The 25,147-nt window shown below is 58.2% G+C and carries 15 protein-coding genes and 13 pseudogenes; 18 read left to right on the top strand and 10 right to left on the bottom strand.

Annotated features, from left to right (window positions below):
- Window positions 1–183 precede the first annotated feature (183 nt).
- The 7 genes and pseudogenes from HGP13_RS34315 to HGP13_RS34345 all read left to right on the top strand — a co-directional run.
- Window positions 184–2,238, top strand: coding sequence for a hydantoinase/oxoprolinase family protein (locus HGP13_RS34315; protein ID WP_172234259.1), 2,055 nt, complete (start codon window positions 184–186; stop codon window positions 2,236–2,238).
- Window positions 2,238–3,893, top strand: coding sequence for a hydantoinase B/oxoprolinase family protein (locus tag HGP13_RS34320; protein ID WP_172234261.1), 1,656 nt, complete (start codon window positions 2,238–2,240; stop codon window positions 3,891–3,893). Before HGP13_RS34315 ends, HGP13_RS34320 begins: the two co-directional genes overlap by 1 nt.
- Before the next feature lie 93 nt (window positions 3,894–3,986).
- A pseudogene (locus tag HGP13_RS38695) lies at window positions 3,987–4,262 on the top strand (FAD-dependent oxidoreductase); the annotation flags it as partial.
- Window positions 4,263–4,270: 8 nt separating this feature from the next.
- Window positions 4,271–4,732 (top strand): FAD-dependent oxidoreductase, encoded by a 462-nt coding sequence (locus tag HGP13_RS38700; protein ID WP_281411314.1) that lies wholly within the window; start codon window positions 4,271–4,273, stop codon window positions 4,730–4,732.
- A gap of 1 nt (window position 4,733) precedes the next feature.
- Window positions 4,734–5,090 (top strand): FAD-binding oxidoreductase, encoded by a 357-nt coding sequence (locus HGP13_RS38705; protein WP_172234265.1) that lies wholly within the window; start codon window positions 4,734–4,736, stop codon window positions 5,088–5,090.
- 174 nt (window positions 5,091–5,264) lie between these two features.
- Window positions 5,265–6,347 (top strand): annotated as a pseudogene (locus tag HGP13_RS34340) (sarcosine oxidase subunit beta family protein); the annotation flags it as partial.
- A 251-nt stretch (window positions 6,348–6,598) separates the two neighbouring features.
- A pseudogene (locus tag HGP13_RS34345) lies at window positions 6,599–7,311 on the top strand (transposase); the annotation flags it as partial.
- 182 nt (window positions 7,312–7,493) lie between these two features.
- Here the strand turns inward: HGP13_RS34345 and HGP13_RS34350 are convergent.
- Together HGP13_RS34350 and HGP13_RS34355 are read right to left on the bottom strand one after the other, a co-directional pair.
- Entirely contained in the window at window positions 7,494–8,033 is a 540-nt protein-coding gene (locus HGP13_RS34350) for a transposase (RefSeq protein ID WP_172234267.1), read from the bottom strand.
- A 17-nt stretch (window positions 8,034–8,050) separates the two neighbouring features.
- Window positions 8,051–8,371, bottom strand: a complete 321-nt coding sequence (locus HGP13_RS34355; protein WP_172234269.1) for a hypothetical protein — start codon at window positions 8,369–8,371, stop codon at window positions 8,051–8,053.
- Window positions 8,372–8,708: 337 nt separating this feature from the next.
- Here HGP13_RS34355 and HGP13_RS34360 point away from each other — a divergent pair, with 337 nt between their 5' ends.
- A complete protein-coding gene (locus HGP13_RS34360) occupies window positions 8,709–9,674 on the top strand; it encodes a LysR family transcriptional regulator (protein ID WP_172234271.1) in 966 nt (321 codons plus the stop codon).
- A 281-nt stretch (window positions 9,675–9,955) separates the two neighbouring features.
- Window positions 9,956–10,531: pseudogene (locus tag HGP13_RS34365) on the top strand (IS110 family transposase); the annotation flags it as partial.
- 246 nt (window positions 10,532–10,777) lie between these two features.
- On the opposite strand, the pseudogene HGP13_RS34370 reads toward HGP13_RS34365, so the two are convergent.
- Window positions 10,778–11,237 (bottom strand): annotated as a pseudogene (locus HGP13_RS34370) (IS481 family transposase); the annotation flags it as partial.
- A gap of 471 nt (window positions 11,238–11,708) precedes the next feature.
- Window positions 11,709–12,028: pseudogene (locus HGP13_RS34375) on the bottom strand (hypothetical protein); the annotation flags it as partial.
- A gap of 179 nt (window positions 12,029–12,207) precedes the next feature.
- Between HGP13_RS34375 and HGP13_RS34380 the strand changes: the two are divergent.
- The 6 genes and pseudogenes from HGP13_RS34380 to HGP13_RS34405 all read left to right on the top strand — a co-directional run.
- Window positions 12,208–12,670 (top strand): annotated as a pseudogene (locus HGP13_RS34380) (UPF0149 family protein); the annotation flags it as partial.
- A 312-nt stretch (window positions 12,671–12,982) separates the two neighbouring features.
- Window positions 12,983–14,059, top strand: coding sequence for a 4-hydroxy-2-oxovalerate aldolase (gene dmpG / locus HGP13_RS34385; protein WP_172234273.1), 1,077 nt, complete (start codon window positions 12,983–12,985; stop codon window positions 14,057–14,059).
- On the top strand, window positions 14,059–15,648 hold the full coding sequence (locus HGP13_RS34390) for a class I adenylate-forming enzyme family protein (RefSeq protein ID WP_172234275.1): 1,590 nt from the start codon (window positions 14,059–14,061) through the stop codon (window positions 15,646–15,648). The genes dmpG and HGP13_RS34390 overlap by 1 nt, the downstream gene beginning before the upstream one ends.
- The gene (locus HGP13_RS34395) at window positions 15,645–16,127 is read left to right on the top strand and encodes a hypothetical protein (RefSeq protein ID WP_172234277.1); all 483 of its coding nucleotides are present in this window, start codon (window positions 15,645–15,647) and stop codon (window positions 16,125–16,127) included. The genes HGP13_RS34390 and HGP13_RS34395 overlap by 4 nt, the downstream gene beginning before the upstream one ends.
- 60 nt (window positions 16,128–16,187) lie before the next feature.
- Complete coding sequence (locus HGP13_RS34400; RefSeq protein ID WP_172234279.1) at window positions 16,188–17,123, top strand: cyclase family protein; 936 nt, start codon at window positions 16,188–16,190, stop codon at window positions 17,121–17,123.
- Window positions 17,124–17,193: 70 nt separating this feature from the next.
- Window positions 17,194–18,057 (top strand): AAC(3) family N-acetyltransferase, encoded by an 864-nt coding sequence (locus HGP13_RS34405; RefSeq protein WP_172234281.1) that lies wholly within the window; start codon window positions 17,194–17,196, stop codon window positions 18,055–18,057.
- Window positions 18,058–18,355: 298 nt separating this feature from the next.
- On the opposite strand, the gene HGP13_RS34410 is transcribed toward HGP13_RS34405, so the two are convergent.
- Window positions 18,356–18,535: a hypothetical protein gene (locus HGP13_RS34410; RefSeq protein WP_246707227.1), complete on the bottom strand. Its 180-nt coding sequence runs from the start codon at window positions 18,533–18,535 to the stop codon at window positions 18,356–18,358.
- Window positions 18,536–18,632: 97 nt separating this feature from the next.
- Window positions 18,633–18,752 (bottom strand): annotated as a pseudogene (locus tag HGP13_RS34415) (IS30 family transposase); the annotation flags it as partial.
- A 395-nt stretch (window positions 18,753–19,147) separates the two neighbouring features.
- On the opposite strand from HGP13_RS34415, the pseudogene HGP13_RS34420 reads away from it, so the two are divergent.
- Window positions 19,148–19,406, top strand: a pseudogene (locus HGP13_RS34420) (transposase); the annotation flags it as partial.
- Between the two features lie 583 nt (window positions 19,407–19,989).
- A complete protein-coding gene (locus HGP13_RS34425; protein WP_172234285.1) occupies window positions 19,990–20,751 on the top strand; it encodes a LuxR family transcriptional regulator in 762 nt (253 codons plus the stop codon).
- Window positions 20,752–20,830: 79 nt separating this feature from the next.
- Here the strand turns inward: HGP13_RS34425 and HGP13_RS37675 are convergent.
- From HGP13_RS37675 to HGP13_RS34445, 4 genes and pseudogenes are all read right to left on the bottom strand, one after another.
- A pseudogene (locus HGP13_RS37675) lies at window positions 20,831–20,983 on the bottom strand (hypothetical protein); the annotation flags it as partial.
- Between the two features lie 246 nt (window positions 20,984–21,229).
- Window positions 21,230–21,393, bottom strand: a pseudogene (locus HGP13_RS34435) (IS66 family transposase); the annotation flags it as partial.
- Window positions 21,394–22,056: 663 nt separating this feature from the next.
- A pseudogene (locus HGP13_RS34440) lies at window positions 22,057–22,992 on the bottom strand (transposase); the annotation flags it as partial.
- A 219-nt stretch (window positions 22,993–23,211) separates the two neighbouring features.
- On the bottom strand, window positions 23,212–24,480 hold the full coding sequence (locus HGP13_RS34445; protein ID WP_172234287.1) for an acetyl-CoA carboxylase biotin carboxylase subunit family protein: 1,269 nt from the start codon (window positions 24,478–24,480) through the stop codon (window positions 23,212–23,214).
- Window positions 24,481–24,920: 440 nt separating this feature from the next.
- Between HGP13_RS34445 and HGP13_RS38330 the strand changes: the two are divergent.
- Window positions 24,921–25,106, top strand: a pseudogene (locus tag HGP13_RS38330) (IS110 family transposase); the annotation flags it as partial.
- Between the last annotated feature and the right edge of the window lie 41 nt (window positions 25,107–25,147).

A 25,147-nucleotide genomic window follows, 5' to 3' on the forward strand; every position in this document is an offset into this window, starting at 1 on the left:
GATCATATCTACGGCTTGTGTTGTCATATCCACAACATTCCTTCTTCTGGGCCCATAGGGGTTGCCTCTGCCAAGCCCTTCAAGGTCCTCCAAGCACACAGGTGCTTCCGCAGATTGCTTGTTGACGCCGCTCAAGCAAGATAATATATGCCGCATATACGAAATGGAAAGGGCGACCAGCAAATGCCTCTCAAGGTCGGGGTCGATGTCGGAGGAACGTTCACCGACTTCTTTGTCATTGACGAAGAAGCGGGGCGCACGATCCGCTACAAGCGACCGTCAACGCCTGCGCAGCCGCAGGAAGCGATTCTCAATGGTCTTAAGGAGCTCCTGGCCCTACACGACTTGCCGTTCTCGGCTGTCGAGTCGCTTTTCCATGGAACGACGGTAGGAACAAACGCGCTGATCCAACGCCGCATCGGTAAAGTTGCGCTGGTCACGAGCGAGGGATTTCGCGATCTTATCGAGATCGGCCGGCAGACGCGGCCAAAGGTCTATGATATCCACCAGGACTTCCCCGCGCCGCTCGTTCCGCGCGATTGCCGCTTCGAAGTGCCCGCGCGCGTCCGGGCCAACGGCACCGTCGTCACACCGCTCGATGAGGATCGTCTTCTTGAGCTGGTTCCGGTCCTCATCGACAGGAAGGTCGACTGCGTCGTCGTCGCTTTTCTCCACTCTTTTGCCTATCCCGAACACGAGCGCCGTGCCGTCGATGTGCTGCGTGCGGCGCTGCCCGCTGGCGTTCATGTTATCGCGTCGGCGTCGGTCTACCCAGAGTTCCGCGAGTATGAACGCTTCAATACCGCGGTGCTGAACGGTGCGCTTCTCACGGTGATGGATCGCTACATTGGCGAACTCATCTCCGGGGTGAAGGCGCTCGGAACAGTGGCGCGACCGCTGATCTCGCAGAGCAGCGGTGGGCTAATGTCGGCACATATGGCGAAGGAACTTCCTATCCGTGCATCGCTGTCCGGTCCAGCGGCAGGCGTGTCGGCAGTCGTCCATTGGGCGCGCGAAATGGGTTATCGGGACGTGATCACGCTCGACATTGGCGGCACGAGTTCGGATGTCGCGATGATCCGCGAATATGAGGCTACAGAAGTCTCATTGCAGGATGTGGGTGGCTTCCCAGTGCGCATGCCGGCGGTGGATGTGACGGCGGTCGGTGCTGGTGGCGGTACGATTGCATGGATCGACAAAGACGGCCTTCTGAAGGTGGGTCCGCACAGTGCCGGTGCGTATCCGGGGCCTGCCTGCTACGATCTTGGCGGTGTCGCCGCCACGACTACGGATGCGAACGTGCTTCTGGGGCGCCTCAGCAACGAGGCTCTTCTTGGCGGGCGCATGCCCATCAAGCCGGAAATGGCACGCCAGGCGGTCGCTCGGCTTGCCCAAGAGCTTGGACTAGAGACCATGGATACCGCGTTGGGCATTCTGAAGCTGGCCGGTGGCACCATGGTCAAGGCGTTGCGCAAGGTGTCGATTGAGCGTGGCCACGACCCTTCGGGGTTCGCTCTGTTTGCCTTTGGCGGGGCAGGGCCATTGTTCGCGACCGATGTTGCCAGGGAAATCGGCATATCGACTGTTGTGGTACCCCTCAATCCGGGTCTGATGTGCGCCGAGGGACTACACTATTGTGCCCTTACAAATGATTTCGTCGGCACCTATCTGGGCGAGCTCGCCGAGTCTGCCGGACAGGCGATCGCAGGCCTGCGCGACGCGCTGGCAACCGAGGCTGCCGCGTGGTTCTCCAGCGAAGGGGTTCCGGCAGACCAGTGGAGCTATGATTGGCGCGTTGAACTGCGTTACCGCGGCCAAAATTTCGAGCTTTCGTTGCCGCTTTCCGAGGACAAGCTCGCGAGCAACGCGATTAATGAACTGCGCCAAGGCTTCCACGTCGCGCACGAACGTTCCTATGGATTCTCGATGCCAGGCGAAGTGGTCGAGTTGGTCAGCGTAAAGCTGAAGGCACGGCAGAAGATTGAAACCGCGCGCCCGACCGATTTGCCGGAGAGGCAGTTCGGCCGGCCGATTGGCGTCCGCAAAGTCGTCTTTGATCAGATTGAACCTGTCGATGCAGCGATTTACGAGCGGGCTGACCTTGCGAAGGGGCAGCGCATTCCTGGGCCGGCGATCATCGATCAGCAGGATGCAACCACCCTCATCTACCCCGGCGACGAGGCGTTCGTCGACCGGTGGGGCAACATTATCATCAAACTTCGTCGCGAGGTCGCCTGATGTCCCTCAACCCAATCGAAATTGAGATGATGCGCAATGCTTTAACCAGCATTTGCGACGAGATGTATGTCGCGATCATGCGGAGCGCCTATTCCACCAACATCAAGGAGCGGCGGGACCATAGTACAGCGATTTTCGACTTGAAAGGGCGTACCATCGTGCAGGGGGAGAGCCTACCCCTGCTGCTCGCCTCGATGCTGGGTCTCGTCGAGGTCGTCCTCGAAAAATATGGCGCCGACGCGATCCAGCCTGGCGACATGTTCTTGTCAAACGATCCCTATGTAGGACGCGGGTCGCATCTCCCCGACGTTGCCGCAGTCATGCCCATATTCACCAACGGACGACTTGTCGCTTTCGTCGCTGACATCGCCCATCACGCCGATATCGGCGGGATGGTTCCCGGTAGTATGGCCGGAGGGATGACCGAGATCTATCAGGAAGGATTACGCATTCCACCGCTGCGCGTGATGCGGGACTTCAAGATAGACAACAACGTGATGGACCTTGTGCTGCTGAACGTGCGGGTCCCACATGAGCGGCGCGGCGATTACAATGCCCAGTTCGCGGCGAACCTGCTCGCGGCACGTCGGATGGAAGAATTTTTCCGCCGCTGGACGGTCGACCAATTCAACGAAGGGGCTGAAGCGATCCTGAGCGCGGTCGCGCGGCGGATCCGTTCCGGCATTAGCGAACTGCCTGACGGGAAATACGCCTTCGAGGATCACCTCGACGACGATGGAGTGGACACCAACCACATCCCAATCCGAGTCGAGATCGAAATCAAAGGCGATGAGATTTCCTTGGATTTTGGAGGGTCATCGCCGCAGGTAACGGGTAACATCAACGTTACGATGAGCGGTCTCCAGGCGAGCGTGCTTTATGCTCTGAAGGTTCTCGTCGACCACGACGGCCCGACTAATAGTGGCATGATGAACCCTGTGGCGATCATAGCGCCCGAGGGCTCAATCGTGAACGCCAGGTTTCCCGCTGCGACAGCGGCGCGTGCCCAAACTTGTCAGCGTATCATTGACGTGGTTCTTGGTGCGCTTGCTCAGGCTGCGCCGCACGCGGTTATCGCAGCGTCTAATGGAAGCAACATGAGTTGCTCGTTCTCTGGAAGGGCGGTCGACGGCACTGACTACGTCTACATGGAGACAATCGGTGGCGGTGCCGGTGGGCGTTCCTACAAGGACGGTACGGACGGGGTACAGGTGCACGTTACCAATACCTCTAATCTTCCGATCGAGGCCCTCGAGCGCGAGTATCCCCTTCTCATCGAGCGATACGAATTCATCGAAAACTCTGGCGGTACCGGCAAGTGGCGCGGCGGACTCGGCCTGCGGCGGGTCTATCGTCCGATCGATCATACCTGCCGCTTCAGTGGGCAGGGCGAGCGCTTCATCTACCAGCCTTGGGGGCTGTTCGGCGGCACGCCCGGTCGAGCGGGACGGCTCAGCCTCGTACACGATGATGGGCAAATCACATCGGTGCGCGGGAAGATTACCAGTCTACGGATACCCGAAACTGCGCGCCTGGAGGTGGAGACGCCCGGGGCGGGTGGTTACGGCAACCCTTCTCAACGAGATCCGGCACTCAAGGAAGAGGACATCAGATTCGGCAAGGTAAGGGCCGAGGCCGCCGTGGATGTCGCATAGCGAAAGCCCCACCTCCAACGTCTCTCTCTAAGGATACGAAGATGAAATTCGACGTCATTGTGGTCGGCGCGGGCATAACCGGTCGCGACAGCCTATTTCCTCAAGAAGCGCGGAGTCGCAAATGTATTGCTGCTCGACCGCGAAGAGGCGGCCGCAGGCGGCACCGGAAAGTGTGCGGCGATTATCCGTCAGCATTACTCCAACCAGCTTGCAGCCAATCTCACACGCGAATCCATTGGTATCCTATCAGCTCTTTTCGACGCGGGCTTCCAGACGGGTTTTGCCCGCACAGGCTATCACATGCTGGTACCTGAAGCGATGCTGGAAGGCGCGCGTGCCAACATCGCTATGCTCACCGGCATGGCATAACGACCGCCTTGCAAGACCTCGCATCGACAAGGATCGCCGATTTGGTCGACCCGGAAGATGTCGCCGCGGTCGTTCACGAGCCCGATGGCGGATATGCCGATCCCGTCCATGCGACCGAAGCCTTCGTCGCGGCGTTTAAGGAACTAGGCGGCGAATTCCGCAGCAAGACTCCTGTGGAGGCGCTCACCGGCGACAGCAAGCGCGTCACCGGCCTGAAGGTTCGCGGTGAAACCATCGAGGCCGACCTGGTGGTCAGTGCAAGCGGGCCGTGGGCGGGCCGGCTCGGCGAGAGCGTCGGCATTGGCATGGCACTCCGGATTGTTCGTGAACAGGATACGGTCTGGGAAGCACGGCCTGGCCGCCCTGTTCCCGAAGGCCCCATCTCCAGCGCCGTCGATGCGATCTATCTGAGGCCCCTCGGCAATCGTCGTTTCGTCGTTGGCCGAGGTTTCCCGAAAAGAATACTATGACGTGGATCCGTACGACTACAATGCAAACGCCGACGAGGAGTTTGTCAGCGATGTCCTGGAGCGCTTGGAAAGGCGGCTCCCCGTGTTCCGAGGCGCTCTGCGGATAGACTCCTATTCATCCCTCCATGACGTGACCCCGGACCGGTATCCATTCGCAGGCCCGCAGACTGGCATAGAAGGTTATGCAGATGCTTGGGGAGGCAGCGGCCACGGGTTCAAACTGGCACCTGCGATTGGCAGGCGCCTCGCTGACTGGATCATTGACGGCAAGATTGACGACGAGTCCAGGCAGCTATCTCATGACCGGATCGATGAAGGCCGCTTGTTTGTCCAAAAGTTTGGTGGCAATCGCGGCTAGCATTCGCAAGGGTGGCTCCCTTGTCGGGCCACCCTTAGCCTTCGATCGAGGCAACTGAACGCACCCTAAGCAGTTACGGCCAAAATTGGCAAGAATTTGTGCGTGCCAATCAGTCTTGGTCCCAGATCCGAACTAAAGATCGAGTCCAACTTGTCGCATTTAGGATGAACGGACTTGCGCTATTCGGGTTTTCGCATTCTGAAAGAAACCCTCACGGGGCATCGGGGCTGGCGTCCCCTGTGGCGCGAACCCGAGGCCCAGCGAGCTTATGATTACGTGATAGTCGGAGGCGGCGGGCACGGGTTGGCCACCGCCTGCTATCTCGCCAAGGCCTTCGAGAAGGCGCGCATCGCCGTGCTCGAGAAGGGATGGCTAGCTGCTCGGGCAATATCGGGCGCAACACTACCATCATCCGCTCGAACTACTTGCTGCCCGGCAACGAGCCCTTCTACGAGTTTTCAATGAGGCTCTGGGAAGAGATCGAGCAGGAATTCAACTTCAATGCCATGGTCAGCCAGCGCGGCAATCGTGAACTTGTTTCATACCGATGCGCAGCGTGATGCCTACCGACGGCGCGGTAACGCGATGCTGCTGGCCGGTGCGGACGCCGAATTGCTCGAGCTCGACCAACTCCGCAGAATGATTCCCTTCCTCAACTTCGACAATGCGCGGTTCCCCGTCAAAGGGGGGCTGCTGCAGCGTCGCGCCGGCACCGCACGTCATGACGGCGTTGCCTGGGGCTATGCCGCGGCGCTGATCGGGCCGGAGTCGACCTGATCCAGAACTGCGAGGTTACAAGGTTCCGCATCGAGAAAGGCCGCATCAAGGGCGTCGAGACGTCACGCGGCTATATTGGCGCGGGCCAGGTGAGCGTTGCCGTCGCTGGGGTCCACCAGCCGGGTCATGGCGACGGCTGGCATGCGGCTGCCGATTGAAAGTCATGTGCTGCAAGCATTCGTTTCCGAGGGACTCAAGCCGACCATTCCAGGCGTGATCACATTCGGCGCGGGGCACTTTTACGTCAGTCAGTCCGACAAAGGCGGTCTCGTCTTCGGTGGCAACATTGACGGCTATAACTCGTACGCGCAGCACGGAGGGCGGCATGGCGCTGATGCCGATGATCGGCCGGGCGCGGTTGCTGCGTGTGTGGGGCGGCATCATGACATGTCGACGGACGGCTCGCCAATCATCGATTGCACGCCGATCCAGGGACTCTACCTGAATACGGGATGGTGCTACGGCGGGTTCAAGGCCACCGTATGGCCCGTCGCCACTTCGACGGATCTCAATCCCAGGCGGCCTTTGCTGCCGCTGACCACGGCCCCGGTCATCAGGCGGTATTCCCGTTGCGGTCTGGCCTTAGTCCGCACATCGACCACTGCGGCGATCTCGACGCCGCGCGCCAATAGATCCAGCGCAGTGCGGTGCCTATCGTCATCGTTGGTGAAGATCGCGACCTGTCGGGCGGGGCTGACGGCCCACCGATTGGCATAGGCGCGGATCGCTCCGGCAGCATGACATGGCGCGATCACTGCCGCGCAGCCAAGAAGCGGGCTCGCAAAATCCAGTTCACGCGCGGTCGACCCAACCGGGTCCAACTCTACCGCGAGCTGATCGCAATCACCCGTGCGACCTTGGCCTATCTGGAGCAGGCGAGCGAGCCTTTGGCCGTGGCGAGCATACCGTTTGGCCGGCGAGCCGGTGCCCGCCGGCGAGAAGTTGGTCAGCCTGTTCGAAGAGCATGCCGATATCATCGTCAAAGGCAGCCGCGATACCGAATACGGCCACAAGCTCACCCTCAACACCGGCAGGCGCGGAATGATCCTCGATCTGATGATCGAAGCAGGCAACCCAGCCGACAGCGACCGCTTGCTGCCGATGCTTTTGCGCCACATCGCCCCCTATGGTCCGGCACCACGGCAAGCGGCGGCCGATGGCGGCTTCGCCACGCGCAACAACCTGGCCACAGCCAAGGCGTGGGGCGTTTGCGACATGGCCTTCCACAAGAAAGCTGGCCTGAGGATCGAGGACATGGTCAGAAGCAAGTGGGTCTATCGCAAGCTGCGCAACTTCCGCGCCGGCATCGAGGCCGGCATTTCATGCCTCAAGCGTGCTTACGGTTTGGCGCGTTGCACTTGGCGGCCTCGATCACTTCAAGACCTACGTCCGCTCCTCGGTCGTGGCCTACAACCTCGTCATCCTCACGCGCCTCAAGCCGACCAGAACTGCCCCCGGGATCGCAGGTTGCCCCGCGCTGACCGATGCCGGCCGCCACCGCACACGCCGGTGACACTATTTTGGCGACAAACAACACTCTTCGACCCGTCCGCGCCCGTCAAGGCACCTTCAATCGCGCGCAACCCATTGTAAAGGCACTGAAATACGCACGTTTATGGACGGAAACTAGCCTAGCGTCGAGTGCCTTCGCCGAGGGTTATAGAAGCGCTCGATGTAATCGAACACATCCGCCCTGGCGTTATCTCTCGTCCTGTAGACCTTGCGGGCTGTCCGCTCGGTCTTGAGCGACGAGAAGAAGCTCTCCATCGCAGCGTTGTCCCAGACGTTGCCCGACCGGCTCATTGAGCAGGTGATGCCGTGATCGGCCATCAGGCGCTGGAATTGCTCGCTCGTATATTGGGCGGATTCAAGCGGTCGTCGCAACACCTGAACGAAGGAGGTTGCGGCCTTTTTTAGGATGTCGCGCTCCGCCTTTAGCTTCGCGACCTCCTTGCGCAGCCGGTCAATCTCCAACTCCTCGGGCTCCATCTGTCCGTGGCCGGGAAAGGCATGCTGCGGATCGGCCGATAGATCGCGCACCCATTTGCGCATCACGTTCTCGTGGAGATCGAGATCGCGGGCCGCCTGCGCCACCGCAACGCCCCGATCCTTCACCAGCCTCACTGCCTCAAGCTTGAACTCGCGGCTGAACTTCCTTCTCTGCATTTCCACTCTCCGGTCCCTTAAACACCCTTATCTCGGTGTCCACGAAAACCGGCAGCAGGCCAGATGGAGCCGTCTGTGTTGGGCTCGTCAATAAGTCGTAGCAGCCTGGCCTCTTCGACATCGCTGGGCAGCAGGAACTGTTGAGACTTGAACCCAACAGCTGCGCTTGTCTGGCTTTCCTCTTCACATAAACCGAGCTGGCCGGGTCCTCGCCGACTAACACGACAGGCCAAGACTGAAGTGGCATTACATTCGGTTTGAACCAAGGCCACATCGCGCGCGACGCGAGTGCGCAGGGCTTCGGCAATCACCTTCCCATTAATCTGGATAGCATTCATGATTAGATCCGGGAACTCCGTCGAGTAGTTGTGAAGAACTGTCTGCCATTCCAGTTGTGCGCTGGCACTCATTTTCTCGGGCTGGACATATGTGCAAAGCAATTGCCGCCATGGCGATTGGCCGTCGCCAAGCCAAAATCTTGACACCGTCAGCTTGGCAATGCGTCCAACCAGCTTTTGACATTCGTCGACTCCTGAGAGGTTCGGACGGCGCTATAACTTGATCGTCATTCAAGAAACCGATAGAAACTCATCCTAATGCATCCCTTTTATGAATGTGGCTGACGCCTGCTCGAACAACGCTCGCGCCACCCTTATCGCAAGGCAAAGCCCGCAGATGGTGACGCTGAAGCAACTTGAAACCCTGCACTGGATCGCGCAGCTTGGTACGTTCGAGCGGGCGGCGGCCAAACTCAATACGACGCAATCAGCGATCTCCAAACGAATCGTGGAGCTTGAGGCGTCAACACGTCTGGCTCTCTTCGATCGCAGTCAGCGCGGGGCCCGTCTGACCGAACAGGGGGAACAGCTTCTCTCTTTAGGCCGGGATATGCTCTACATGCAGCAGCAGATCCTGGAACTAAAGGACGCCGAACAACCACCGTCCAGACATCTTCGCTTAGGCGTTACGGAAATGTGTGCGCTCTCGTGGCTTCCGAGATTGGTTTCGGCAATCCAAGACGAATATCCAACAGTCAGCCTCGAGCCGGAAGTTGATATGAGCCGCAATCTCTATGATCGGCTGCTTGAGGACACCATCGATATCATCGTCATACCCGAAGCATTTTCTGACCCCGAGATTACATCAGTCCGAATCGCCGAAGTGTCCAACGTCTGGACCGCCCGTCCGGGAATGATCAAAACCCGCCGCGCACTCGATTTCGGAAAACTTGCAGAATATACTATATTGGCTCAAGGGAGCCGGTCTGGGTCGAGCCTGCTAATCAACAAGTGGTTGAGAGCGAACGGGATTGCGTTCCAACGCACGATCTCGTGTGACAGTTTGACGGCTGTTATAGGGTTGGTGACTGCGGGCATTGGAGTAAGCTACCTGCCGCAACAGTGCTTCCATCCCCTTGTCAATGAGAACAAGCTCGCGATCGTCCCCGTCAAACCTACTTTGCCACCGATACCATATGCGGCCATGTACAGAAATGATCGGCCCTCAGTGTTTACTACAGCGATCGCAGATCTTGCGGGGAGGGTCTGCGACTTCTCGTTCCAAGGACGGGATAACCAAACTGAGGAATCCAGAAAGTTCGAGGTTGCGCGCAAGGCATCGATGCCGCGAGAAAACGAATGATTTTCCTCTCCTTAATGGCTTTTACTGCGAGCTTCATCCCTATCAAAGCTATCCATACCGCCTGATCCACTTTTCGGATCGATGCTCAAGCCCGCAGCGCGCCCTGCGGACCGTTGAAGCGGCAGTTCCAGAGCGCCAATGCTCCCGTTCCCTCTTGCCTTGGTTGTCGGTGCTCGATGTCGTTCGTCGCGCAGGCGTATTCGAAGGCATGGCCCAGAAGGGTTCGCCGTTTGCGATGGCTTCCTTGATCAATGGCACGGCCGAACCGCCGGCGCCGGGCGGCGCGCTCATCGATCGGACTGCCGCTGCCGCTCGATGCCCCTGCCATTCGCATGTTCCGGATGGTCATTGACGAGGCACGCGGCCTGATCCGGCAACGCAATGAGATCGAAGCGCAGGCCGATGAGCTGTTGCGGCACAGCCAGGATTATCAGCTCCTACGCCAGATCCCCGGCATCGGGCCGATCAATGCGCTGACGATCATTGCCGAAGCCGGCGATCTTCGCCGTTTCGGTCATCATCGCCAGTTTCTAAAGTTCTGCGGGCTGAACCTCTCGACACAGCAGTCAGGCCAATATCGGGGCCAGACCCGCCTTTCCAAATTCGGCAATGCTCGGCTGCGCCGCACCCTGTGGATCGCCGGACAAGTCGCCATCCGCCAGCGGGAGAATGGCTTCCGTCATAAGTTCGAACGCTACATTGCTAGGGATCGCGACAATCCCGATCTACGCCGCAAGGCAATGACCGCTATTACCGCCAAGATGGCGCGCGTCGTGCACGCTGTCGTCAAAGGTGGTTCCGACTACCGGCCCTTCGTTGAAGGGCGGGTGCCAGGTGGAAGAACCTCTGTCAGCTAGGGCCGTGAGGGCATCGCTTCGATGACCCTGTAGATAATGTTCGGGTCTTCCGCCTGGATCAGAAGCTCGTGTTGAGGACGGTGAGGGCCGCCTCCGTGCGTACCCTTTGTTTGCTATGGACGAGACCTTTTCCCTTGCCGGTGGAAGCCGCCTGTTTCGACGACTTGACCAACGTCACGCAGCGAGAGCATGCTGGCGGATAGAGAGACCTTGACTGCAGGCTCCATTTCGTTCCGCGCTTAGGACGTTGTCGGTGAGGACGGTGTGCTTCTTGTAGGGAACGGCCGCGATCAGGCGCAGCAGGAAGTCTCTCGATATGGCGGTGGTGGCCTTCTCATGCAGTTCGACTCACCTCCGGCGAAGTCGATGTGGAAGTAGCCGATCGGATAGCTCTTGAACTTCTTCTTCGCCGGCTTGTCGCCTTCTACGTCCGGCAGGCGCTGCAGGCAGCGATGCAGTGACGAGCGCGTCAGGTGTGGGATCGTCGGTGGTAAGGCATAGAGGCAGTCATCGAGTGGCAACAGAGTGTAGCGCCGGAAGACGACGATGACGGCCTCCTCCTCGGGCAAGAGCACTGTCGATCTAGGCTCTCTCGGACCGGTCGGCAAATCGGCCACCGAGGTCCTCTGCCGCCATTTGGCGACGGTCTTCTGGTTTCCCATAGCGTTTGGCGAGGCTCCTCAGGCTTCTCTTGACTATGCTGTATCGCTCAACGGATCGCCTCTGTCGTCGTGGCGCTCCCATGAAGAACCTGGCCCATAGCGCATCCCTTGATTCGGAGGACAAGGATGCCCATCAACGCCTGGGATCAAACAGTCCGCATCGACGCGCGCGCCGTGGCATCGAAATGGACCTCGATCTCCCCAGGATTGGTATTCATAACGACCAAGAAAGGAGAATTCGAACGCCGCAGGTCAGGCTCAACGCCGGCCTGTTCCAGGAATGCCTCGCCCGACACCTTCAACCGCGCCAGGATATCGGAGACGCCGGCAGCGTCGAAGCGCCGTGTCGAGGTCAGGAAAACCGCTTTCCTCCCGCGAGATATCCGAGATCAACCCGCCGAACGCGCTCAATCCGGCCATGAAGCGGGACTCATGTAGCGTTTCAACCCCAATATGTCGGCCGGCGATGTCACGTTGTCTACATATACACGCGTTGAGACCTGCGGCCGCTGATGTCAGCTGACCCAGGCCACGGCTTTCCATTCCGCCATGGCCTGCAGGCAGTGAATATGTGTAGCGAGAGCGGAGCGTTTTGAGCGGGACGAGCCGAGAAGATCGAAACGAAGCGTTGCAGTGCTCCTGGTGATCGGAAGCCTTGCATCATCCGCTCCCGTTTTCGCAGCGGCACATGTGCATTCTCCGCCCGGTTGCGGCGCAAGCAACAAGTGTAGCGCGGACCGAACTTGATGCCCTACCGGCGGATTGTCTCATACGAAACCACGATCCCGCGCTCCAGTAGCATTTCCTCTACCAGACGCAGGCTCAAGGGAACCTGTAGTAGAGCGAAACCGCATCGGCGATGATCTGCGGCGGGGAACGATGGCGTTGTAGCTGACGGTGTGGTGTTCTGACATCGATCTATGCCGCAAATCTTTGAACGCGAGTTAAGTTGATAACGCCCTCGTCGGTCGAGGGGGCCCGTCGCCGCTCGGCCCGCCGCGGCGTCCTCGGTCCGAGACGTTCCTGCACAAGCAGCGGCCGCATCCGCCCGTCTTCGCCATGAATGGGCTCGACGGCTATCTGGCGGCGCTCATCATCGGTCCGCGCTTCATCGACTCGCGCCAATGGATTCCTCTGTTTGCAGGCGAGAAAGCGCTGATGGCGCTCGAAGGCACGACCGAGGCGCTCGCCGTTCAGACGCTCGTTGCCAACTATAACCGGATATCGATCGGGCTTGTCGAAACGCCGGAACCTGGCGCGCTTTGCGCAACGCAATGACGATTCCTTCGACCCTTCCACTGGTCGACGCCCCGTTCTCCGCGGTCATGCCGCAGCCCGGCGACATCATCGCCCCGATCCGGGCCACAACGGGGTGAACTCCCGTCTCGACGACGCGGGCGTCGCCGCCGTTGCAAAAAACGGCGTCGCCATCCGCTCGTACTTCATGCCCAAGCGAGTCAAAGCGGCCCGCATCTGAACCCTGCCTCTGTCAAGCAAGGACAGCCATGCGGTGCTCGTGACGCTTACGATCAAAATGGCGGCCTTTGAACATGACAAACTCCCGGAAAAAAGAGCAAGCGTCATGCAGCAAATGACCTTTCCGAAAAGTTTGCAGAACCCGGCTGATTGAGCGCACTCTCAGTTCTGGTAGGTGCGCGCATCTTCTGTGCTGGTTAATGTGCCGCTCGCTCGCAGATCAAACGCACTGAAACTGCCCGAGTGCCATTCGGGAATGTGATTTCGTTGATGCGGGCATTGCATTGTGAGGGCTGGTGGAGAGGATCTTGGAATGAGCGAACGTCTGCGCTTATTGGATACGACGCTTCGGGACGGTAGCTACGTCATCAACTTCCAGTTCACCGCGCGCGATACGGCCCTCGTCGCGGGACAGCTGGAAGCTGCTGGCTTCGAGCTAATCGAGATCGGGCATGGGATTGGCCTTGGAGCGTCGCAGCGAAATTGCCGCCGTGCTGCGGAAACGGACGAGGCCTATTTGGCCGCCGCCGCAGACACGTTGAAGCGCGCCATGTGGGGGATGTTCTGCATCCCTGGGGTCGCGACCCTGCAGCAAATCGATATGGCGGCGGATTACGGCATGAAGTTCATCCGTGTAGGAACCGACGTCGCCGACGTTCCTGATTCCAAGGAGTTTATCGGGCGGGCGAAGAAACATGGCATGTTCGTCTGCGCCAACTACATGAAATCATACGTCGCCGCGCCCGAGGACTTCGCGCGCAATGCGCTGCTATCGAAGCAATATGGTGCAGATGTCGTCTACATCGTAGACTCCGCCGGTGGGATGTTAACGCGTGATATGGAAAGCTATTTCCGCGCGGTGCGCGACGTTTGTGACGTTAAGATAGGCTTCCATGGTCACAATAATCTTGGTCTTGGGGTAGCCAACGCGGTCCGTGCGGCGGAGCTAGGAGCGGCGATCGTCGATACATCGCTGCAAGGCATGGGCCGCAGCGCGGGAAATACGCCCACCGAGTTGTTCATCGCCGTCATGGAGCGACTCGGGGTGGCCATGGGCTTCGATCCGTTGCGCGTCATGGACATCGGCGAGAAGTACATCAAGCCGCTCATTCGCCGCGATGGGCTAAACTCGCTCGATATCGTGGCTGGATATGCACAGTTTCACTCGAGCTATATGGATGTGATCAGGGAGTTTTCGAGCAAGTTCGGAGTCGATCCGCGCAAACTCATCATCGCCTTATGCGAAAGAGACAAGGTCAATGCCCCGCGGGCCATGGTCGAAGACTTGGCGCAAGCGCTTAGCGCGGAGCCGGAAGACGCTTTCTCGGCCAGATTCCTCCTCGACCGATATTACGGGGCCGAACAGAAGCCGGAGCCGACGAGATTCTGATGCAGACATGGTCCACACGGCTGGCTCGCATTTTCGGCGATAACGCCGAACGCGCGTACATGATCGACTCCGCGACCGGCGAGGTGACGACGTATGCAGACCTGGCCCGCCGATCGGCTTCTCTGGTCAAGCAACTCGAGCGTCACGGGATAAAGCGGGGGGACCGGGTCGGAGTTCTGCTGCCCAACGGTGCGGCTTTCGCCACGGTCTATTTTGCATGTCTTTTTGGTGGCCTGACAGCAGTTCCGGTAAACAATGCCTTGTCTCACAAAGAACGCGCATTCGTCCTGAAGAATTCTCGTTTGTCGGCACTCCTGACGGGCGGGATGGGCGATGGGATTGCTTCTGCGGATACCGATCACTATCAGGAGACTTCACCGTTTCGCCCGCTAATACTGACAATTTGCAGTGACGGCTCGATGGCAGGCCGCTCACTGCAGGTTGCAAAGCAAGATGAAATGGATCGCTACATGGCCACGATCGACGATGATCGTCTCTGGTCGATTCATTTTACGTCCGGAACGACAGGCCTTCCGAAGGGCGTGGCCCATCGAGTCGGCGCCTTGCTTGGAAACGCTCACTCGTTCAACAGCACCTTTGGGATCGGCCGCGACAGCCGATTTGTGCATGTTATGCCGATGCCTTACATGGCCGGATTTCTGAACACGCTATTGGGCGCATTTACCACAGAAGCATCGATTATTCTTGCGCCGCAGTTTGGGCCCCGAAGCGCGCTGCGCTTCTGGGAATCGGTAAAGGCGTATGGTGGAGATACAATCTGGATGTCGCCGACGATGCTTGCCGCATTAACGCGGATAGATCGTGGTGAAGTTGGGATCGAGCTCTGTCGCTCGAAGGCGATTCGGATCTTTAGTGCGACGGCGCCATTGTCCACCAAGGTGCGGCGCGAGTTCGAAACCAAATACGGAGTCGAAGTGACTGAGAGCTATGGTCTTTCGGAATTGCTGCTGATTGCGGCAAATGCCGGCCCTGCCGGGCGAAAGGACTTGTCAGTGGGGCCTTGCCTGCCGGAAGTCCGCATCACTATTCGCAATGGAGCGGGAGCGGAGGTGGCAGCCGGCAGCGATGGCGCCATTTTCGTCCACACCCCGTTCGCGTCCGCCGGCTACATCGATTTCGACACGGGTGCCCCCGCGGCGCCGGCAAGATTCTGGTTCGACACCGGAGACGTCGGCCACTTGGACGATGACGGATATCTCTACGTCACGGGGCGCGTAAAGGATCTGATCATCCGAGGGGGCTTCAATATCAGTCCGCGGCAGATCGAAGAGGTTCTGCTCCAGCACCCAGCCGTCAACGACGCCGCAGTAGTCGGCATTCCTCACGATTTCTATGGCGAGCAGGTGGTCGCGGCGTTCATACCTAATGTTGGCGTCAAACTAGAGGATGTCCTGGCAAGCTTGCGCGAGCAGTGCCTTTCGGCTCTGGGGCCTTCGACGGTGCCGGACCGGTTCGTTGCCTTTGATGTGTTTCCGGTGACGAATTTTGGGAAAATTCGGAAGCTGGCGATAAGAGAGGTGCTCATTGAAAGCGACCAAAGCGGCAGCGTGACGGGGGCTGGCTCGTGAGCGATCATGTCATTCGCCTGGAACTGCGCGGCTGTGACGTTTGTGCAAGCAACGATCTGGCGTCGCTTTCGGCGCAATCAGCTTTCACTCGTACCCATACCGGATCGGTCCAGTTCGACGTGGCGAGCGCGAGTTGCAAGGGTTGTGGCTTTGTATTTGTCTCTCCTGTTTTCTCCGACGAAGATCTTAATGACTATTATTCCAACTCAAATATTCCCTTCACCGGAGGTGATCGGCGCAAATCTTTCCACCCGGTTCCACCTCGGGGTAGCGGCAAAATTCTTCGGCAAATTCCGGGTTCCAGATCATGTTGTCGCCGCTTCCCGCCCGAAAAGGCGGGCGATTTTGGACAGCCATCATGGTCTGACGCCAGATGCCGCAAACAGAAGATTGTTTTGGCTGCCGGACCTTTCATTTTCGCGAGAACCCATGCGCGCAATTCTTGTGCAGATCGAGCGATGGACGAACATGCATTTTGAGGGAGCGATGCTTACATCGTCGATCCCTTTTATCTCGGTAGTAGCGGGGAGTTCAGAAAAATGCGACAGTTTGTTGATCTTTCATACGTATTGCACGACGGTATGACCACCTATCCCGTGCCCTGGTCGCCGCCGTTTGAGATGACACAGTTGGGTAGGCACGCGATCGAAGGCCGAGAGTCGCGGAAGATCGTCATCGGAACGCATTGCGGTACGCATGTCGATGCGCCGCGACATTTCATTCCCGGCGGAACGACGATCGATCAGCTGGCGCTCGAACCATTCGTCGGTCCTGCAACGGTGGTGGATTTTACGGACGCCAAGCCCTTGCAGGAAATAGGTGTTTCTGACTTCGAAAGACGTATCGGCGGCCGGCACATTGATCGATTGGTCATGAGGTTCGACTGGTCTGATCACTGGGGAACGTTGAAGTTTTATTCGGAGCAGCCCTTCATCTCGGAAGATGCCGCTCGTTGGCTGGTGAGGCGCAGCGTACGGCTGCTCGGTATGGACACTCCGCAAGCCGATAGCCCGAAGAACGGGCGCGGTTCGGAACGTGACTCTCCTGTGCACAAGATTCTTCTCAGGGCGGGCGTGATCAAGCTCGAATACATGACCAACCTGAGGGCGCTGGGAACGGATGAATTCGAACTGATTGCGTTGCCGCTGAACATACGAGAAGGAGACGGTTCGCCCGTCCGCTGCATCGGAATTGTCGAGGACAAAGGTTTAAGTGAGATTGTAATGACGCATGAAGAGCTGGTTCGTGAGTTTTTTGCGCGGCACGCCAAGTCGCCCCTTCCAACTGGAAAAGACGCGTTGACCGTGCAGTATCTTGATCATGGTTTGATCGATTCCTTCGGCATCGTCACGATGATTGCCGATTTTGAAAGTGCACTCGGTGTTACCTTCTCGGCGGAAGATATGCAGTCGTACGAATTCCAGACGATCGGGGGACTCATTGGAATTCTGGACCGATTAGCCAAGCCTGGCTGATGCGGGTCGTTCCGAAGGAGAGTGTTTTTCTGTTGGAATCCGCCACGGAACAGATCAACCGAAGGCTGCGATGGACGTCTTTTCCCGAATTGTGTCGGAGTCAGTAGCGATGATGGATTACCACTACACCCGCGAAGACCTTTTGAAGGCGATCGAAGCGATCGGCATCCGTCCAGGCGACGTTGTCTCATTGCACGTAAGTCTCGGTCGGCTCGGATTGCCGGAGGCGGTCGAGCGCAACTATCGAGCACTGTCGAACTTCGTGATAGATGCCTTCCTTGAGGTGCTAGGGACGAACGGAACACTTCTTGTTCCGACCTTCACGGCCTATTCTTTTGAGCTCGGCCAGGTGTATGATGTCGAGTTAACGCCCTCAGTGACTGGCGAATTCCCGGAGGTGTTCCGAAGCCGGACGAATGCCATACGGTCGCGCGATCCGTTGCTGTCGTGGGCAGCGATAGGACCTAAAGCTCAAGTCATATTACGAAACATTTCCAATCGGTGCTTCGGCGAGGGCAGTGTTTTTGATAATCTTGTCAAGGCTAATGGGGTGATATGCACATTAGGCCTTGGGATGTGGTGGGCCACGTTCTGCCACTATATCGAAAAGATGGCTGACGTGCCGTTTCGCCGTGACAAGCTGTTTCGATGCGCTATTCGCGAACACGGACAGCAGCGTGAAGAGGAGTGGATATATTTCGCCTTCCCGCGCGTCCCCAATTGCAAACCGAACGGCATGGCGCTGGAGAAGAAGGCGACTGAACGATCTCTTATTCGGGTTGCTCCGATTGGGCGTGGCGAAATTCACGGCCTCAGCGCGAGGGAATATCTCGCTTTTGGACTGGAGCAACTTCGTGAAAATCCCTGGCTAACCGCCAATGGCCCCCCTGCCCCGCCGGAGGTCATCTTTAAAAATGAACCGTGGGCGCTGTGATGCTGATTGTTCCGAAGGACGGGCCTGGCGGCGATCGTCGCGGACTATGCCGTGGAAGGCGGACTCTGTGACGACCTCCAGGGGCGTGACCGGCGTTGCGACCGTCTGATTTTCACGCGACTGGGAAGAAAGTGCGTGTTTCGGTAATTCCCGGACACCCTTTTCGCTAAATCCCGGACAGTGATGGAGTGCATCCCCAGACTGAGACAAGGAAAATCGCGGACACCTTCCGTGTTACGCTTATGCGGCCTTGTCCATCTCTCGTCTGCGTGAATGCTTCTGTCGTATTCGTCCGGAGTTAGATAGTCGAGCGCCGAATGCAGCCGTTGCTGGTTGTAGATGATATCGATGAAGGCTCCGATCCGTTTGTCGCATCGGCCGCATCCTTATAGGTGAGGCCTTGCACTTCTTCCTGCTTGAGCGTTTCCATGAAGCTTTCCGCTTTCGCGTTATCGTAAGGATTCTCGACACGGCTCATGCTCGCCTGGATATCGTGACGATGCAGAAGTTCGGAGTAGGCCCCGCAGGCGTATTGGACGGATTCAAGCGGTCGTCGCAAAACTGATTGTGTTCACTCATGACAGCAACTCGTCAAGCGCCCCAGCTGGCGTTTTCCAACCTAAAGTTTTTCTCGGTCGAGCATTGAGGGCCGCGGCCACGGCGGCGATCTCGTCGGCGCTGTGGACGCTCAGGTCGTGAGATTGTCATGTTGCATTCCCTTTTTTGGTTGGAAGAGAGCTGTGTCTGACTGCTGGATGAAGCGGCTATCAATTCCGGGTGGTGGATCGATCCTTAGCCGCATGCCGCAACCTTAATTCCGCCCTTTGCGCGGACCGGCGTCACACTAGCTTCAATGTCGCTTTTGACCTGACTGTCGATCAACTTGGTACGTTATCTGTGCACCGCGCCCAGGATGATGGACCCGATGGAAGCCTCCTTGCTTTTTTGGCTGTTAGCCGGCTTAGTTGCCGAAGGGCTGCGTCAAATTCAGTGTGTGTATTGAGGCCATCTGGATTTGAGATAGACGAAGGATGGCATAAAGCCCGAACAGGATGCGGGGGCGCTCCGTCAGTATTGCATTCGTTCACGATTTATCGGTCGCCAACTGCTGATGACAATCCTGTTCGACAAGTTCGGCATGCTCCACTCGACGGAGCGCGCGATTCAGGCCGAGAGGATCGAGCTGCCGCTGTCGAGGCTGGCCGATCAGGTCAGCCACGGAACTTCGCGTCATGCCGCTCTTCCAGCTGATCGAGCGCCATGTGCTCACAGCCGAGCGCCTTAATGGCGACGACACCACCATCCGCATCCTGGCGAAGGGCAAGTTTGCGACTGGGCGCATCTGGACTGGTGGTCGCGGTCGGCCGGGTATGCCGGTGGTTTTTCCGATTCGGAGGATTCACTTTGTGCCCTGCCGCCACGTAACCGACCCATGCGCCGCACTCTGGAGCGGCGCATCCGCGCCTCAAGCTGAACGCATGGCGGCGCTTACAATTTTCGTGAAGCACCTCACGACCTTAGCCCTTCGGAACATCTGCAAGGCTGATCTGGATCCAATTAGTGCACCCACAGCCCGGAACACGCAAGTTCAGAAGCTTACCACCACCAATGTAGCTTGACACGCCGTTGCCTAGCGCGGATGACGTTGCGGTTCTTTATCTTTGTTGCGCTCGCATGACGATTGCGCATCACAGGGTTTAAATTAAATTAACTTCGCCAATTGCAGCGAGATGCTAGAGTTCTGACGATGTTGGCCTGCCGACGACGGCCGCGGAGCCGTAGCCTCACAGCCGGAAGCTTTGGTGCGCCAGGGACAACATCCAACGCAAATGGCTACTGAGCAGAGACTATAGAATGCCCGCGGATGACTGCTGTCTCTGAACTTCGAGGGCTCTCAACCAGAGTGTCCAACCAGCTTTTTTGTTCACCAGGATGAATTTCCCTGAGGCATCCAGGGAAGCGTTTGCGGTCGAGTTCGCCCGTTTTCTCGACCAGACCGATGGTACCGGAAAACCCGAGCAGTTGTTCAACTTGTTATCTGCCTTTGCTCTGAATTTTGATTGTCCGTGGGTCGCCTATAGCTCCCTTGCACCAGACCAAAAAGGCTTAAAGCCGGCGCGAGGCGATCCGGCGGTCATGCTGAACTATCCTGATGAATGGCAGGAGCGCTATTTCGAAATGGGTTATGACAGGATGGACCCCACCATCAAGAGAAGTCGGAGGCGAGCAGAAGCCATTCGGTGGAGCGAGGTGTACAATGACGAAAGCACGACTGAAGACGAACGGCGCGTTTTCGACGAGGCTGCCAAGTTTGGCTTAAGATCAGGCATTAGCGTCCCGTTGCACGGCCCCGAAGGCAGCTTTGCGATCATGAACTTTGCTCACCCCTGGGACGGTGAATTCCAAAAGACAACGATCACGTACTTGCAACTTGCGGCGTTACATTTCCATCTGAGAGTTGCGGTGTTCGCTAATTCGAGCCACATTGAGGAGAAATCTAACCTTTCTCCAAGAGAAAAAGAGTGCATCCTATGGACGGCGAGAGGGAAATCCTCGTGGGAGATAGGAAAGATTATAGGGATATCTGTAAATACCGTTAATTTCCATATAAAAAACGTAATGAAAAAAATGGACACTAACAGCAGAACAACCGCGGCAATAAAAGCTCTAAAGTTACAGATAATCAAATTGTAAACTTGACAAGGAAACTGTCACTTGAAGCACTTTGACGCCGAAGTGACAATTAGTCTGTTGCATGGCCCGAATAGGTCGCGACGCGCTCGCGCGGCAGGTGCTCGAGAAACGGCTTCCTTGAGGGGCGCTTGCGTTCAAAGGCCCGGACGGTCGATGACCGCACAGCCAGATCCGCTGCCAGTTCGTCTTCGCTGGCAGCCTCACGGCGGGCCGCACGCTCGGCGAGGATCATCGCGTGCGCACTGGCAAGGTCACCGGTCTTCACCGGATGGGTACCCCTCCCCGCCTTCAACCACTTCTGGATGAGGCGGATGATGCGTTTGTCGCCGATCCGATGTTCCAGGAAGCGGACCAGCCATGTCTGGCTGACAGCCCCAAAGAAGTTTTGGATGTCGGCGTCGATGATCCAGTTCACCTGCCGCTTGTCGATCGCTGTAAACAGCGCATCCAACGCATCGTGCGGGCCATCATCCTCCGGCTCCTCGAGCTGCAGCTCCATCTGTTCGAGAAGCCGGCTTTCCGCTCCGAGCGGCTGCCATGGATCTCGCGCTTCAGCTTCTCGATCTCCAGCCTGAGCCGCGCAATCAGCGCATCCGAGTGCGAGTTCACGGCCTGCGCGCGGGCGGCGAGCGCTTGCGCCATTTCGCACGGCGTTCTTCGCGCTCAGGCGCAAGGCCGCCCCCGGGGTGGATGGCATGATGTGGCAGGACTACGAGGCAGACCTCGAGCCTCGCTCGTAGATTTGCACAAACGAGTTCATCGGGGAGCGTATCGCCTGCAACCGTCGCGCCGGACATATGCATCGACAGTGAGGTGGTGGAAGAGCGCGGTGAACCGATCCTTCTTCCTCAGCCTTGCGCCGCCACCGGTTGCCCGGCTTTGTTCGTCGGCTTCCCAGCTACTATGCCAGAGTCAGACTTCTCCGTGTCGTGCATCAGCGGCTACGGCTCCTCGCCTTCCCGCTGCGGACCATGTCCTCCAAAAAGGCCATGGTCGACCCGGAGATCTCCCGGTTCCCGTACAAAGAGCGTCCATGCGGTCTAAAAAAAGACCGCGCCGGATTGGTGAGGCACTCGCATAGCGCACCTCCCATATTGCCTTCCGCTATGAGGACAGCGTCGGCATCCGAGATAAGATCCCTTTCGCGGCTCAATGGCTGGCCTGCATGCTCCCCTACCGACGCTTCGCCGACATCCTCGCGGATGCCTGCGCACGGCTCGGGGCCGACGTGGATCGCCACTCCTTCATCGTAATGGACTTTCACCATCTACTCCTTGCCGGTCTCCCGGCGCACCCCCATAGGATCTTGATGCGGTTCTCCATGTCGCCGCGCGCGCAATAGAGATCCTCGTAAAGCGCCCGTGCCGCCCAGCGCTCCGGCTTGAGGGACGTCACGATAAAGCGCGGATTGGCACCCAATGTCGTCCAGTCGGCCTTGGCCACGACCCGCCTGCGGCGGGACCAGCTGTCTTTCGTCGACCACATGAAGTCGCTAAAGACGCGTGCGGCCTGACCACTTGCCTTGGACGCCCGGCAGGCTTCCGCCAAGGCTGGGGCGATCTTCGTTTCCAGCCGCTCGTTGCGGGCGACCCCGAAGACATAGTCGACGCGGTTTTGCTCGCACCAGGCCATCAGCGCCTCGCGGGCAAAGCCGGAATCGGCGCGCACGACTTGCGGATTTGCCTCACAATCCGCGCAACCTCCTCGACCGCTCCCTTGCGCGTGGAAGAAGCGGCCTTCCTGCTGGCTGTGCAGCGGATCATCGGTGGCGTCGAGATCGAGCACGATCTCGCCTGGCGGCTTATCATGGGCTTCCAGGAACAGATCCACGAACAGGGCTTCCATCGCCTCCTTGTCGTAACGGATCTTGTGATAGCGCGTCGGCTCCCCGGCGCGGCCGTGCTCCAGCCGGTTCAGCGTCGACTTGCCGGCAAGGACGCCGCAATCGGAGCGCTTCGGCGTCAGACTTTCCGACAAGAGCGCCAGCACCGGGTCGTGGCGAGGCGTATCGTGATCGTCGACGTCCTCGTAACCGAGCGCGATTGCTGAGATGCGCTGTCTGACCAGCGTCTGGACACTGTGCACCGTGCAATCCGGATCGCGGTGGTCGATGAAGCAAGCGGCCACCCGGTCGAAAAGGCCGATAGCCCCGTCGGCGTGGCGAAGCAGCAAGGCGCCGGCATCCGAGGAGATCGCCCCACCGTCGAAACCGGCGACAACTTTGTGGTCGTCGAAGCCCAGTGTGTTTGCATCGGACCCCGTCCTTGGATCTGATAACTCTTTGTTGCAAAAGCAGTTTCTCAGATTCTCGGGGCCGATGCACCCCTCACTTTGAGATATTCAGGCTAGGAGAGCGACATCTACGAGCGCTATCGCACCGCGCAGAACACTTGGTACGAGCTTCCTCGTGCGGGTGCAGACGAACACGCTGGCCAGCCTGCCTTCGCAAACCACCTCCCGTCATCTCGGGAAATCAGAGGCCGCAAATTGTTCCCGTTCGCCTGGAGTCGCAAAGGGCGTGATCGGCCAATCGATTAAGTCGACGGCACGCTGGAGTGTCGCTTTGGTCCGGGCACGACTCGGTGAAGCGGCGATGACATATCCGATGCAGTCTCGAGAATCGCCTTTTGTGATGATCGGCGTCTCGGGCTGGACATAGAATCTAACCTCGGCGACACCTGGAATAGCAGCCGCCCGATCGTGGCCATTGATCCGTTCAAGGATCCCATCGCGATCAGCGATCAGCTTTCGGGCACTCGCAGTTTGCGAATGGCTCTTGACCAAATCCCATTTGTCGCCGATGGCAAGCTTGACGTGCTCGGTGATAAGATCGACGCCGCAAGCGAGGTGGACCAGTTGTGGGTCGGGAGCACCGCCGAGACGCGGATTGACCTCAATCATGGCTGGGCCGCGCTTCGTCCACCGGAATTCAATGTTTGTTGGCCCCCACCCCAGGCCTAGAGCTTGCAAGCAAGTTAGCGAAATATCAGAAATACGTTCACGTTCCTGATCAGGTAGGAGGATCGGAAAGGTCAACTCCCTAGAGACGAAGTGCGGCGGGGGACCGAACTCACTCTCGGAAATTCCAATAATCTCACTGCCCATTATCTGAGCATTATAAAGGGGGCCTTGTGCGAATTCTTCGATTAATATCCTTGGCGACGACCGCCATATGTACTTGCCCTTCAGCAGATAGGTCGTGTGTTCGATCAACTCATCGACGCTACGGCACAATCGGACACCCTTGCTTCCGCTCCCTTCGGCAGGCTTGAGAATTACCGGCAAGCCAATCTCAGCGGCAAAAGTTTCTATCTCCGTCGCATTTGCTGCCAAGCGATAAGCAGGCATTGGAACGTCGGCCTCCGTTAAGATCTGACGTTGAACGAACTTGTCGCAGCACAGTTCAATCGACGCGGGGTTCGGCCCCGGTAGATCGAAATGTCGGCAGAGCTTGGCAACTGCCACATAGACCGACTCGTCGTCGCCCGAGAAGCCAGTAATGCCGGCAATGTCATACCCGGTGCGTAACTGCAAACATTCGTGGATCATTGCGTCAAGATTGTCTGTTTCGACACGGATTGCCTGAACACTTTCCGTCGCAACGTAGTCGTACTGAGCTGGATCAGCGGACAGAGTAATTGGATGAAGGCCGAGACGCCGGGCTGCTTGGACGTATGCTAGACCATTACCCTTATGGCCTTCAATCAGGATAACAGCTCTTCTTGCCATTGGTCTGTTGACTCCGACGTTGCCTGCTGGACGACAGCCGAGACAAATCGGCATCAGCTTTGTCGGCCGACCGCGGTCTCAGATCTTGTGATGAATGTATCATCGTCGGCAATTTGTGGTCACAAAGGTTCTGTAAATTCTTTTTGGCGTCTCTGTTGCAATATTAGATGATCGTGTCTCGGGAAGTGGTATAACTGCCGGCGTTGGTCGCCGCGCTCTCCGGCAGGAAGCCGTACTGGGAAGGCTCACTCGTTAACCTTTGACCTTGCCCCTCTGAACTAATCCGGTTTGAAGTTCGTTCTGGCCCACCGCGAGGATTCAGGACATGAAACATAGCCGCTTCTCTGAAGAGATGGGGTATTCGGTTCAGCTCGCTGAACGTCTGACGTTTGTCTGATGCTCAGAGCCGACCTGCCAAGAGGAGATTGGCATGGGCGTTTATGTTCGAGGCGGCCAACGTCATCCTGCGCCCGACGACCCGATGGTCAAGCATGAAGGCTTGGGCCATGAAGATTGCCAATCGACAGGGTGCCCGACGTGCAAAGGTCGCGCTCGCCAGACGAATGGCAGTCACCCTTCACCGCATGTGGGTTGACGAACAGGATTTCCGTTGGTCGGCAGCTTAGGTTGAGCCGTCCACGGAATAGCGCGCTCGATGCAGGGCGCG

Source organism: Mesorhizobium sp. NZP2077, assembly GCF_013170805.1.
GTDB lineage: Bacteria > Pseudomonadota > Alphaproteobacteria > Rhizobiales > Rhizobiaceae > Mesorhizobium.